Source organism: Halogeometricum sp. CBA1124, assembly GCF_009741955.1.
In the GTDB taxonomy this organism is placed as follows: Archaea; Halobacteriota; Halobacteria; order Halobacteriales; family Haloferacaceae; genus Halogeometricum; species Halogeometricum rufum.
In genome coordinates this window covers 1-13,033 of the sequence record NZ_WPCD01000096.1, presented here as the reverse complement: position 1 = coordinate 13,033, position 13,033 = coordinate 1, and the positions used below count along the sequence as shown (strand labels likewise).

The 13,033-nt window shown below is 66.4% G+C and carries 9 protein-coding genes and 3 pseudogenes; 6 read left to right on the top strand and 6 right to left on the bottom strand.

Features of this window, described 5'->3' with window-relative positions; translation table 11 throughout:
- Positions 1 to 159: 159 nt before the first annotated feature.
- Positions 160 to 615 (top strand): ferritin-like domain-containing protein, encoded by a 456-nt coding sequence (locus GJ632_RS12375; RefSeq protein WP_191453112.1) that lies wholly within the window; start codon positions 160 to 162, stop codon positions 613 to 615.
- A 371-nt stretch (positions 616 to 986) separates the two neighbouring features.
- Here GJ632_RS12375 and GJ632_RS12370 read toward each other — a convergent pair whose 3' ends face one another.
- The 5 genes and pseudogenes from GJ632_RS12370 to GJ632_RS12350 all read right to left on the bottom strand — a co-directional run bounded on the left by GJ632_RS12370 (position 987) and on the right by GJ632_RS12350 (position 6,450).
- A complete protein-coding gene (locus GJ632_RS12370) occupies positions 987 to 2,036 on the bottom strand; it encodes an RNA-guided endonuclease TnpB family protein (protein WP_191453110.1) in 1,050 nt (349 codons plus the stop codon).
- A 159-nt stretch (positions 2,037 to 2,195) separates the two neighbouring features.
- Positions 2,196 to 4,315, bottom strand: a pseudogene (locus GJ632_RS12365) ((Fe-S)-binding protein).
- Positions 4,316 to 4,421: 106 nt separating this feature from the next.
- Entirely contained in the window at positions 4,422 to 5,126 is a 705-nt protein-coding gene (locus GJ632_RS12360; protein ID WP_191453109.1) for an energy-coupling factor transporter transmembrane protein EcfT, read from the bottom strand.
- A pseudogene (locus tag GJ632_RS12355) lies at positions 5,120 to 5,831 on the bottom strand (energy-coupling factor ABC transporter ATP-binding protein). The gene GJ632_RS12360 and the pseudogene GJ632_RS12355 overlap by 7 nt, the downstream one beginning before the upstream one ends.
- A gap of 13 nt (positions 5,832 to 5,844) precedes the next feature.
- Positions 5,845 to 6,450 (bottom strand): biotin transporter BioY, encoded by a 606-nt coding sequence (locus GJ632_RS12350; RefSeq protein ID WP_343161150.1) that lies wholly within the window; start codon positions 6,448 to 6,450, stop codon positions 5,845 to 5,847.
- A gap of 135 nt (positions 6,451 to 6,585) precedes the next feature.
- On the opposite strand from GJ632_RS12350, the gene GJ632_RS12345 reads away from it, so the two are divergent.
- Positions 6,586 to 7,197, top strand: coding sequence for a conditioned medium-induced protein 4 (locus GJ632_RS12345; RefSeq protein ID WP_191453107.1), 612 nt, complete (start codon positions 6,586 to 6,588; stop codon positions 7,195 to 7,197).
- Between the two features lie 10 nt (positions 7,198 to 7,207).
- Here the strand turns inward: GJ632_RS12345 and GJ632_RS12340 are convergent.
- Positions 7,208 to 8,183: pseudogene (locus GJ632_RS12340) on the bottom strand (aldo/keto reductase).
- Between the two features lie 133 nt (positions 8,184 to 8,316).
- On the opposite strand from GJ632_RS12340, the gene GJ632_RS12335 reads away from it, so the two are divergent.
- The 4 genes from GJ632_RS12335 to GJ632_RS12320 all read left to right on the top strand — a co-directional run bounded on the left by GJ632_RS12335 (position 8,317) and on the right by GJ632_RS12320 (position 12,986).
- The gene (locus GJ632_RS12335) at positions 8,317 to 12,000 is read left to right on the top strand and encodes an LAGLIDADG family homing endonuclease (protein WP_191453106.1); all 3,684 of its coding nucleotides are present in this window, start codon (positions 8,317 to 8,319) and stop codon (positions 11,998 to 12,000) included.
- The gene (locus GJ632_RS12330) at positions 12,001 to 12,285 is read left to right on the top strand and encodes a hypothetical protein (protein WP_191453104.1); all 285 of its coding nucleotides are present in this window, start codon (positions 12,001 to 12,003) and stop codon (positions 12,283 to 12,285) included.
- Positions 12,286 to 12,351: 66 nt separating this feature from the next.
- Positions 12,352 to 12,690, top strand: a complete 339-nt coding sequence (locus GJ632_RS12325; protein ID WP_089804041.1) for a hypothetical protein — start codon at positions 12,352 to 12,354, stop codon at positions 12,688 to 12,690.
- Entirely contained in the window at positions 12,687 to 12,986 is a 300-nt protein-coding gene (locus GJ632_RS12320; RefSeq protein ID WP_191453100.1) for a hypothetical protein, read from the top strand. Before GJ632_RS12325 ends, GJ632_RS12320 begins: the two co-directional genes overlap by 4 nt.
- Positions 12,987 to 13,033: the final 47 nt, after the last annotated feature.

The window sequence follows — 13,033 nt, the reverse complement described above, 5'->3', positions numbered from 1 at the left end:
CCTCGTCGGCGTCCTCGCGCTTCTGGTCGTCGCCGGACTCGCGAGGCGGCGCTGACCCCGCCGACCGGCGACGCGGCCGAACGCGTCGCAACGGGAGACTGACACGATCCTCGAACGGCGGCCAACTATTTGACGCCGCCGAACCAAGGTCTCGGTGCGATGACAAACCAACAGGTCACGGACCTTCTGAAGAAGGCGTATCAGGACGAGTTGGAGACGGTGATGAACTATCTGACGAACTCTATCGTCCTCGAGGGCATCAGCGCCGAGGAGATAAAGGAGTCCCTGCAGACGGACATCCAGGAGGAACTCAACCACGCGGAGATGCTCGGGAACCGCCTGAAGCAACTCGACGAGCAACCGCCGGGGTCGGCCGAGTTCGAGGCCAACCAGATGAGCCTCCAACCTCCAGAGGACAGCACCGACGTCATGTCGGTCGTCGAAGGCGTGCTGGACGCCGAGGAGGACGCCATCTCGACGTACCGCGACCTCATCGACGCCGCCGAGGCGGCGAACGACCCCGTCACCGAGGACATCGCCGTGACGGTTCTGGCCGACGAGGAGGCCCACCGCACGGAGTTCCGCGGCTTCCGCAAAGAGTACAAGGGCGACTGAACACCCCGCCGGTAGCGTCCCCTCGGCGTACTTTCAATCGTTCGGCATCGTTTTTCACGCACCGTGAACTGGCCGCGATGACCGACTTCGACACCATCGGCATCCCGGTCTGCACGGAGTTCGGAACTTGACATCCTCCCCGCCCTAAAGGGCGAGGATTCCACGAAGTGGATATTCGGGTTGCGCGTTTCCTCGGGCCTCAAGTACGCTTTCGCGTGGGCCGTCGAAGGTCGCCACCGAGTTGTGACCAACGGTGTGCTTTTCAGCGCGTGTAGCCCTGTCAATGGGGCCTTCCTCCCCGCATACAGCGGGCGTCAACGACGGCTGGCTATTCAACCAGCGAGGTAGCACGGTTCGCCTCACCCGAAGTGTTAGGCCGTGCATGGTTCTCCCTCCCGTTGTGCGATGTTCTCCGAAGCGTTCAGGTCGGCGTGTCGTCCACGGTTGCACTCCGAACACGAAAAGTGGTCGCCATCACGGGTTCCCATCGAACCACACGCCGAACATCGTTGACTCGTGTGGTAGGCGTCAACCTTCTCGACACGAATACCAGCGCGTTCGGCTTTGTACGTGATGAACTGTTGGAGTTGGTGGAAGTGCCATGAGTGGACGCCCGACCACGAACTGTTCTCGCGGATACCTTCGAGGTCTTCCATCCGAATGATGGAATTCTCGAATTGTTCCGCAAACGTGATGAGACGACGGGAGAGTTTATGATTCAGGTCTTTGATTCGACGCTGTTCTTTGTCACCCACACGGTTACGTGCGCGAAGCGCACCCGCTTCCGAAAGCGAATCGCGTAGGGAACGATATTTGCGTCGAACGTACTTCGCCTCACCACCAGATACCAGCATCGACTCTCCTTCGCCGTAGGCCGTCACAGCGAGGATGTGTCGTTCACCAATATCGACACCGATAGGCGTCTCACCTGACGTGTCGGTGTCGTACTCGACATTGAACGTACAGTACCAGCCATCACCACGACGGTACACTTGAAGTCGTGTCTTCTTTGCGTCACCCTCGACCAGTCGGTCTACGGGGTCGGAAATGTCGTCGTATATCTCTATCGGGGTGTACCACCATTGGGAGATGCACGGGAAGCCGATGACGACTGTGCCGTTCTCTGTCGTGTCGATTTCCCAATTCTGGTTGTTGACGGCGAACGGTTGACTCTCTCGGTAGCGAACCTCTCCGTCCTTGTTGTGGTCGGATTTCGCCTCTCGGATGGCTTGGTTCTGGATGGCCGAGTAGAGGCCATTGTCAATACTGGATGTGGTCACGGATTTGTCGAAGTCGCCGTTTTCCCATCCGTCGATACAGAACTGTTTGGTATCACGGTAGAGGTGAGTGCCCTGTTGCCACTCTTTCCTCCGTGAAAGGGATGGGTTGTGGAACTTTGCGGTGACAGTCACCGTGACCATTACAGTTGTAATTAGGTACGTTATCTTAAGTATCTATTGGAATATCAGGCCGTGCTATCGTCGGTGGTTCGTGAAAGGTAGTGTCGGATTCATCCCCGCGCTAAAGCACGGGGCTTTCTCCTTGAATCCCCGTGTAAGCCGGCGCGGCCCCGGCCGCGGTCAGTCGGCCGTCGCGGGCGTCCTCCCGTCGTCGGCGCCGACCGCGGTCCCGCGCTTCGACTCCAGCGCCTCGACCAGTAGCTCCGCCACGTCGATTATCTCGATGTCCTCCTCGTAGTCGCCGGTCTTGCGCCCGTCCTCGTACATCGTCGCGCACATCGGGCAGGCGACGACGAACTTCTCCACCGCCGCGCCCGCCTCGGTGTCTTCGAGGGCCTCGCGCAGGCGTTCCTCGCTCGGTTTCTCCTCCTCCTCGTGTTCCATCCAGAGGCCGCCGCCGCCGCCGCCACAGCAGAACGAGTCCGAGCGGTTGCGCGGCATCTCGGCGAGTGTCGCGCCCGTCGCCCGGACGAGTTCCCGGGGCGCTTCGTACTCGTCGTTGAATCGGCCGAGGTGACACGGGTCGTGGTAGGTGACGGTGTAGCCTATCTCCGTCCGTCGAGACCCACGCGACCGTCGCGGACGAGCGATTCGACCACCTGCGTGTAGTGGTAGACGGGGTAGTCGAAGTCGGGGTCCATCTCGGGGTACTCGTTCAGGAACGTGTTGTACGAGTGCGGGTCCGTGCAGACGATCTTGTCGAACTCGCAGTCGTGGACGGCGTCGGCGTTGTCCTCGACCAGCATCTCGTACAGGCCCTCCTCGCCGACGCGGCGCACGTCGTTGCCGTCGTGCTGTTCGTCCTCGTAGAGGATGCCGTAGGAGACGCCGGCGAGTTCGAACAGGCGGGCGAGCGAACGGGCGACGCGGCGGTTGCGTTCGTCGTAGGAGGGGTAGTCGCCGACGTACCAGAGGAACTCCACGTCCTCCTCGCGGGCGTCGGGCACCTCGAAGTCGAGGTCACGGGTCCAGTCCGGCCGCTTGCGGGCGGGGTCGCCGAAGGCGTTGCCGTTCTGGAAGATGTTCATCATCGCCTCCTGGACGGGTTCCTGCATCTGACCGGTCTCGGTGAGGCGGCGGTTCATCTCGGTGAAGTGACTCAGGTGCTCGATGTCCACGGGGCAGGCGTCCATGCAGGCCATGCAGGCCATGCAGGACTCCATCGTCGAGGAGTCCACGACCGAGGTGCCGCCGTCGGCGACGATGTCTATCTCCTCCGTCTCGCCGGCGTCGAGCGACTCGCGGTAGGACTTCAGGTCGAGGATGACGTCGCGGGGGTCGAGCGGTCGGCCCGACGCCTTCGCGGGGCACACGGACGAACACCGACCGCACTTCGTGCAGGCGTCCGTGTCGAGCAGTTGCCGCCACGAGAGGTCCTCGATGGACGTGTAACCGATCTCCTCGGGCCCCTCGTCCGGCGGGACGCCCGGCAGGCGCTTGCCCGCCTTCTCGTCGGCGGTGACGACGTTGGCGAACGACGATATCATGTGGAACGGCTTGGCGTAGGGGACGAACGCGACGAAGCCGAGGGCGAGTATCGCGTGGGACCACCACCCCGGCCAGTAGAGGAGCGTCGCCGTCTCGGCGGACATCCCGGCGGCGTCGAACACGAGGGCGACGAAGTAGCCGACGAACGACACCGTCTCCCACTCGGGGAACTCGGTGCCGACGATGCGGAGGGCTTCGAGGACGTAGCCGCCGACGCCGAGGACGAACAGCGTCCAGACGAACGCGTCGTCCTCGAACCCCGTGTGCTTCCCCCAGAGGCGTTCCTCGCGGACGACGTAGCGGCGGTAGATTGCCATGCCGACGCCGACGACGAACAGGAAGCCGAGCGCGTCCATCACGAACGAGTACGAGAGGTAGAAGTCGCCCGTGAAGAACGAGGTTCCCGTCAGGGTCCGGTAGACGTCGATGTCGAAGCCGAGGATGGTCGTCCCGATGAGGAGCGTGAGGAAGCCCCAGAGGATGAACGCGTGCATCACGCCGCCGTACAGGTCGCGGTCGAACTGCTTCTCGTTCGAGAGGACGACGCGGGACGCGCGGCGCACTCGCCCCGGCAGGTCGTCCAGTCGCTCGAAGGCGTCCGCCTCGCCCCGCGCGTACCGCGCGAACCGCTCGTAGACGCCGTACAGGAAGACGAGGACGGCCATCGCGGCGAGGGCGTAGAACACCGCCTTGCCGACCGGACTGATGGTCCAGAACGTCTCCCGAGTCGGTTCCGACTGCAAGAGTATCATAGTTGTTTACGCGGAAACCGAGTGGTTAAATCTTGCCACCCGAGAGGGGGGCGGCGCGTCTCGGTCCGTCGATTCGACAGGTCGGAGGAACGCCGGGGTCGGCGGGTCAGAGGAACGCGGACGCGACGAGGAGGACGCCGACGGCGAGTGCGGGGTAGTCGCGCCGCCGGAACCGGAGTTCCGGCAGGGTCGGGTTCCACGCGAAGCACCGCGCCCGGAGGGCGAGTGCGAGTCGGTCCGAGCGAGCGAACGCGCGGCGGACGCCCGCCGCCCCGACGGTTCGCATCCGCTCCCGCAGGGGACGCTGGTCGCCGAGGCGCGCCCTCGACGCCTCGCGCACGCGCCGGAGGTCAGCGAGGAGGACGGGCAAGAAGCGGAAGACGAGGGCGACGCCGACGCCGAGGAAGCGGCCGACGCGCCCCGGCAGGAGTCGCTCGACGGCGGCGCGGGAGTCTCGAACCGGCGTCGTCCGGAGGTAGACACCGGAGACGACGAGGACGAGGAGGACGCGGTAACTCGCCAGCGCCGGTTCCACGGCCGCCGTCGGGTCGACGCCGAGGGGCCACAGCGTCACCGTCGCCGCGAGGGGCGCGACGACGAGGAACGGGAGGGCGGGCGCGAACCCGCGAATCGGCACGGTCGGAGAGAGTCGCCCCGCGGCGAGGACGCCGAGGGCGACGACGGTGAAGGCGGCCAGTCCGCGCGGCGTCGTGTGCGCGAAGGCGGCGAGGGCGAACGCCGCCTGCACGAACAGTTTCGCCCGCGGGTCCAGTCGGTGCGCCAGCGAGTCGCCGGGGCGGTACGTCAGCATCCTCGGGCGGGCGGGCGCACGTCGTACCGTTCGAGGGCGTCGCCGAGGGCGTCCGGGTCGCCGTCGGCCACGACGCGCCCGTCGGCCATCACGACCACCCGGTCCGCGAGGGCGCACACGTCGCGCAAGTCGTGCGTGACGACGACGACGCTCGTCCCCGCGTCGCGGAGGGCGGCCAACCGGTCCACCACCGCGTCGCGGGCGGGGGCGTCGAGGCCCGTGAACGGTTCGTCGAGGACGAGGTGGCTCGGCCGCATCGCGAGTGCGCCCGCGATGGCGACGCGTTCCTGTTCGCCGCCCGATAGCTCGTCCACCCGGTCGTCGCCGCGCCCCGCCATGTTCACCGCGGCGAGGGCGTCCGCGACCCGTTCGGTTATCTCCGCGCGCGGCAGGCCGAGGTTCTCGGGGCCGAAGGCGACGTCCGCGCCGACCGTCGCGGCGACGAACTGGTCCCGCGGGTCCTGAAACACCATCCCCACCGCGCTCCGGGCGGCGACGAGGTTCTCGGGGACGGACAGGCCGTCGACGACTACCTCGCCCGCGTCGGGTTCCAACAGGCCGTCGAAGTGGCGGACGAGCGTGGTCTTGCCGGACCCGTTCGCGCCCGCGAGGACGACGAACTCGCCGTTCGACGGTGAGCGTCACGTCGTCGACGGCGACGGCGTCGCCGTAGCGGTGGACCAGCGACTCGGTGCGGATGGTCATCGGCGCCGCCGCGTCACTCCGCCGCCGCGGCGTCGCTCCGGACGACACCGACCGCGGCGGCTATCTTCACGGCCTCGAACGGCACGAACGCGAGGGCGCTGACGACGAACGCGCGGGCGAGCGCCGAGGGGGCGAACGCGCCGACGAGACCGTTCTCGACGACGGCGTAGCCGACGGTGCCGAGGGCGTAGATGACGACGGTGCCGGCGACCATGCCGCCGACGAGGCGGGTCAGGCCGACGTCGTCGGGGTCGCGCAGGTCGGACGTGCCGTGGACGACGGCGCCGACGAGGGCCGCCGCGAGGGGGTACGACCAGAGGTAGCCCGCGGCGTAGCTTACGAACGAGCCGAGGCCGGCGGACCCGCCGGCGAAGACGGGCACGCCGGCGGCGCCGGCGACGAGGTACAGCGCCATCGACGCGCCGCCCCAGACGGGCCCGAGGAAGATGCCGGCGAGGAAGACGCCCAGCACCTGCAGGCTCACCGGGACGGGAGAGACCGGGTTCGGGAACGAGACGTACGCGAACGCGCCGGTCAACGCGGCGAACAGCGCCGCTCGCGCGACGTTGCCCACCACGTCGTCGCCGACGAGTTCGACCGATTCGGTGTTCGTGGACACGTCCGTCCGTGTCTCGTAAACCGTGATTAGTCGTTCGGTTTACGGCGGCGTCGCGGGCGGCGGTGGGTTCTCGCGGCCGTCGCCGGCCGGCGGCCCCCGGCGTGACTTTTTACCTCTGAGCGCGTACGCCCGGGCATGGACGAGAAGACGGCCGAACTCAGAGACATCTTCGTGGAGACGACCGGGTCGGAGACGGTGACCGAGTCCCAGGAGGAGTCTCCCGGGTCGCTGACGGACGGCCTCTCGGACGGGGAACGCAACGAACGCGTGTCGGCGCTCGTCGCGGAGATGCGCGACCGCTACGCGTTCGAGACGGCACTCTCGGAGGCCGACCTGTGCCGCGTCGTCCGCGGGTTCTTCGACGGCGACACCGACGCGGAACTGGCCGCCGCCCTCGACGCGGACGCCGACGAGTCGGACGTGTTCGTCGCGCGGATGGACCTCCACCTCGTCCGCGACTCGGACCGCGACGCCCCCTTCCCGTTCGAGCGACTCCGCTCGCTCGTCGGCGAGGGCGCGGACGACGAGACGTGCGCGGCCGAACTCGGAACCGACGCCGAGACGGTGGCGCACTACCGCCGCGTCGCGGCGGCGGCGCGGGAGGCGACCCGCGCGAACGACCGGTTCTACTCCCTGTTCGACGAACTGCTGACCGACTCGGACCTCTCGGCGCGGTTGGCCGAGGACGCCCGCCGCGACGGCCTGCGGGAGGCCACCGAGGACATCGAGACGGACGTCTCGCTGTAGTCGCCTCCGGTCAGTCCTTCCCCTCGACGGGCCACTGCGGGAATATCGGCTCCTCCAACCGCGCCATCTCGTCGTCGGTCAGCGACACGTCGAGTGCGCCGAGGTTGTCCGCGAGGTGGTCCTCCCGGCGCGGGCCGACGATGGGCGCGTCCACGACGTCCTTGTGCAGCAACCACGCGAGACTGACCTGCGCGGGCGTCGCGTCCTTCTCCGCGGCGAGTTCGCGGACCACGTCCAGTACCCGCCAGTTCTCGTCGGTGAACCGCCGTTCGGTGTACTCGTCGTCCGCGGCGCGCGTCCCCTCGGGAATCGCCTCGCCGCGTTCGTACTTCCCGGCGAGGAACCCGCCGGCCAGCGGTGACCACGGCACCACGCCGACGCTTGGTCGGCGCAGATGGGCAGGAGGTTCGCCTCCTCGTGTCGGTCCACGAGGTTGTACTCCGGTTGCATGCAGACGAACCGCTCGTAGTTCTCCACGTCGGCGACGTGCAGGGCCTTCGAGAACTGCCAGCCGGCCATCGTGCTCGCGCCGACGTACCGCACCAGTCCCTCCTCGACGAGGCGTCGAGGGCCGACAGCGTCTCCTCGATGGGCGTGTGCTCGTCCCAGCGGTGTATCTGGTAGAGGTCGACGTAGTCGGTCCCCAGTCGGTCGAGGCTCCCCCGAATCTGGTCGAAGACGTGCTTCCGCGAGAGGCCGCCCTTGTTCGGGCCGTCGCCCATGTCGAAGTACACCTTCGTCGCGAGGACGAGTTCCTCGCGGTCGTAGCCCTCGATGGCCTCGCCGACGATGGACTCGCTCTCGCCGCGCGAGTAGGCGTTCGCCGTATCGAGGAAGTTGATGCCGGCGTCCAGCGCCGACCGGGCGAGTTCGACGCTCGCCTCGCGGTCGTTCATCATCCACGGCTGTCCGGACCCGAAGTTGAGGCACCCGAGCGCCAGTCGCGACACTTCCAGCCCCGTCTCGCCGAGTCGCGTGTACTCCATCTCCACGTCCGATTTCGATGCCATACCGCGACGACGCGCCGCGGGGAAAAATAGCTCACTGCGACGCCCCGACCGCCCTCCACTTTCACTCTGTGCGAAGACTCTTACCGGATGGGGCGCTTACTCCGGTGCGATGGCGCAGGCCCCGCAGGACCCGGACGTGGACCTCACGGAACGGTTCATCCAGTTCTATCGAAAGTACTACAGCGACGACATCGGCCGACTCGCGCAGCGATACCCGAACGAACAGCGGTCGTTGTACGTCGACTACGACGACCTGTTCCGCTTCGACGAGGACCTGGCGGAGGACTACCGCAAGAAACCCGACCAGATACGCGAGTACGCCGAGGAGGCGCTCAGACTCTACGACCTGCCGGTGGACGTGAAACTCGGCCGCGCGCACGTCCGCCTCCGCAACCTCCCGGACTCCGTCGACATCCGCAACATCCGCGTCCACGACGACCACATCGGACGGATGGTGTCCGTCCAGGGCATCGTGCGCAAGGCGACGGACGTGCGCCCGAAGATAACCGAGGCGGCGTTCGAGTGCCAGCGCTGCGGGACGATGACGTACATCCCGCAGACCGACAGCGGCTTTCAGGAACCGCACGAGTGTCAGGGCTGCGAGCGACAGGGACCGTTCCACGTCGACTTCGACCAGTCCGAGTTCGTCGACTCACAGAAACTGCGCGTCCAGGAGAGCCCCGAGGGCCTGCGGGGCGGCGAGACGCCGCAGAGCATCGACATCGACGTCGAGGACGACGTGACCGGGAAGGTGACGGCGGGCGACCACGTCACCGTCACGGGCGTCCTCCACATCGAACAGCAGACCTCGGGGCAGGAGAAGACGCCCATCTTCGACCTCTACATGGACGGCGTCGCCATCGAGATAGAGGACGAGGAGTTCGAGGACATGGACATCTCCGAGGAGGACGTGGCCGAAATCGTCGAACTCTCGAACGAACCCGACATCTACGAGAAGATGGTGGGGTCCGTCGCGCCCTCCATCTACGGCTACGAACAGGAGAAACTCGCGATGATTCTCCAACTGTTCTCCGGCGTCACCAAACACCTCCCCGACGGGTCGCGGATTCGCGGCGACCTGCACATGCTGCTGATAGGGGACCCCGGGACCGGTAAGTCGGCCATGCTCCAATACGTCCGAAACATCGCTCCCCGGTCCGTCTACACCTCCGGGAAGGGGTCGTCCTCCGCAGGCCTCACTGCGGCCGCCGTACGCGACGATTTCGGAGACGGACAGCAGTGGACGCTCGAAGCGGGTGCCCTCGTCCTCGCCGACAAGGGTATCGCCGCTGTCGACGAGCTAGACAAGATGCGTCCCGAGGACCGCTCGGCGATGCACGAGGGACTCGAGCAGCAGTCTTACCACCCGGAATCGGAGATCCTCTTATCTGACGGCCGTCGTGCCCCCATCGGACCGTTCGTCGACTCACTGATGGACGACCGAGCCGAAGCTGTCGTCGACGGGGTCGACTGCGAAATACTCCCCGTCGACGACGTCGGCGTCCACTCAGTCGACTTGGAGTCGAACGAGACGGAGAAGATACCCGTCGACCGCGTCAGTAGACACGAAGCCCCGGACCGGTTCATTCGCGTCACGTTCTCGAATGGCCGATCCGTACTCGTCACGCCCGAACATCCGATGTTCGTCGACGAGGACGGCGACGTCGAAACCGTCGCTGCGGAGGAGGTCACAGAAGGCGCCTTCGTCCCCGCACCACGGAAACTCCCGAACTCCGCGGAACCGCGCTCACTCGCACCGGAACCCCATCGAACTCGAGAGCGAGACGTCCGTCTCCCCGAGTCGATGTCGCCCGCGCTCGCGGAGCTACTCGGTCTATTGACTGCGGAAGGACACTCGTACGCCGGTAGTTCCCACGAGATCGGCTTCTCGAATCAGGACGAACGGCTCCTCGACCGGGTCGACCGATTGATGTCGAAACGCTTCGGTCTGGAGAGTACGGACGTCGTAGGCGACTGTGGGACGACGACGAAGCGATGGATTTCGACGAAGCTGTACCGGTGGTTCGAATCGAACTTCCCCGAGTTCATGCGGCCGTCGACGGAGAAACGGATACCAGAGGCGGTACTCGGTGCCTCCGAAGAGGAGATACGGCGGTTCCTCGTCGGTGCGTTCGCCGGTGACGGAAGCGTCGAGAGCGAGTCGATGGCGTTCGCTACCTCGTGTCGGGGGCTCGCAGAGGACTACGCTGACGCACTCTTAAAGATCGGCGTCGCTTCCCGTATTCACTACGACGAGGCCGAAGATTCGTGGAAGACGTACGTCATGGGCGACTCGACCGCTACCTTCGTCGACGCGGTCGTCGACCCGGCGGACGACCGATACGAGAGGGCCGAAGCGTTCGCCGACAGAAGCACCGAAACGAAGCGTCACCACGATGTCCTTCCCACGAGCGCCGCAGAGGAACTGCGTTCGATCAAGCGACTGCTCGGTGTCTCGTTGACCGGACGTTTCCGAGAGACGATTGACGAGGGATACGGCGTCCGCGTCGAGACCGTTCGCTCGGAAGTCGAGGCGCTCCGTTCTCGTATCGAGACCGTCCGCGCTGATCTCTCCTCAGTAGCGACTCTCGCAGACGTCAGGAAAGCGGTCGGCTGGTCGGGTCGACAACTCGCCGAACGGCTCGACGGCGTAACGACCAGTACCGTCCACTACGCCGAGAGTGGCGGATACGACGACGAGAAGCGGCGTCGTCTGTACGATGCCGCCGTCGAGAGCGTTCGTCTGGCACTCGGGGAGGCGACTGACCGTCTCGACGAACTCGATGCTCGGTGCGACCTTCGTTACTATCGCGTCACCGACGTGGAGACGGTGCCGAACGACGGCGAGTACGAGTGTGACTGGGTGTACGACGTGACCGTCGAACCCACGAACACGTTCGTGAGTCAGGGTGTGGTACTACACAACTCCATCTCCATCTCCAAGGCCGGAATCAACGCCACCCTGAAGTCCAGATGTTCGCTGCTCGGTGCGGCCAACCCCAAGTACGGCCGGTTCGACCAGTACGAGTCCATCGGCGAGCAGATAGACCTCGAACCCGCGCTCATCTCGCGGTTCGACCTCATCTTCACGGTGACGGACAGTCCGGACCCCGAGACGGACGCCGAACTCGCCGAACACATCATCAACACGAACTACGCGGGCGAACTCCACACACAACGGACGAAGATAGCCAACTCCGAGTTCACCGAGGACGAGGTGAACTCCGTCACCGAGGAGGTGGCCCCCGAGATAGACGCCGAACTCCTGCGGAAGTACATCGCCTACGCCAAGCGCAACTGCTACCCGACGATGACCGACGAGGCCAAGGAGGTCATCCGCGACTTCTACGTCAACTTCCGCGCGAAGGGGTCCGACGAGGACTCGCCCGTCCCCGTGACGGCGCGGAAACTCGAGGCCCTCGTCCGTCTGGCGGAGGCGTCGGCCCGCGTCCGACTCTCGGACACGGTCACCGAGGACGACGCCGTCCGCGTCACCAACATCGTCGAGTCCTGCCTGCGCGACATCGGGATGGACCCCGAGACGGGCGAGTTCGACGCCGACATCGTCGAGACGGGCACCTCGAAGAACCAGCGCGACCGCATCAAGAACCTCAAGCAACTCATCAGCGACATCGAGGACGAGTACGAGGAGGGCGCGCCGGTCGACGAGGTGGTCTCGCGGGCGACGACCGAGTTGAACTTAGACGAGAGCAAGGCCGAACAGGAGATAGAGAACCTGCGGCGGAAGGGTGAGGTGTACGAACCGCGGACCGACCACCTGCGGACGACGTAGATGGACCGAATCTCCGCCCTCCGAAACGTCGAGGACGCCCTCCGCGACTTCGAGTCCGGCGAGTCTGACCTCGCGGCGACCGAACAGCGAGTCGTGACCGTCCTGCGGACGTACGCCACCGACTTCGAGAGCGAGGTCGGACGCGCGCCGTACCAGGCGACGGGCGAAGGCCGCGCTCACGGACTCGTCGTCGTCGCCGCGGACGCCGCGGACGCCCGCGAACGCATCCACGACCTGTTGGACGAGGAACCCGGAACCCTCGAATTCGAGGTCGAGAGCCTGTAGCTCGGGCGACACGAATTCAGTCTCTTCGGGAGACTTTTAGCGAATCACGAACGTCGTCGGGTAACCGTGTTGCTCGTCGTGACTTACTCGCGGGCCGCCCGCGAGACGCTCCGAAACGTCTGTCGAACGCACGAGGAGACGGTCGTCCGCCGGTTCGGCCGCGCGGCACTGCTCGCGGAGACGGAGTACGGGGCGTTCCTCGCGTGCCGACTGCGCGAGAAGCACGCGGGCGACGTGCAGGTCGAACGGACGGAACCGTTCAACGAGTACGCCGACGCGCCGGACGCGGTTCGGGAGGCCGCCGCGGCGTACGAGGCCCGCGAGGTGCCGAGCACGCCGTACGACAAGTTCGCCGTCGGCACCGACCACCCGCCGTCGTCGCGGATGCGCGACAGCGACCTGTGAAGCCGGTTCGCGTCCACCTGCCCGACGGGCGGACGCACGTCGGCCCCGTCGTCGACTTACGAGACGAGGCGGACGCCCCCGACGCCGACGCTCTCAGACGGGCGACGCTGTTCGGGTCGCCCGTGCCGGCCGACGCGCCGCGCGTGGTCGCCCCCGACCGTCGCCCGTCGCGCCGTTCGTCGCGCATCTCGCGCCCGGGGCGTCGTCGACCGCCGCGGTGCGCTGGCGACGCTTGCGCGCGTCGCGGACACGTCGCGGCCGCGGAGCGAACGCTCGAACGCGCGAACGCGAGGTAGCGGCCGCGACGCCGCCCGACCGGCCGAACTCTCGCAGACGCGCGCCG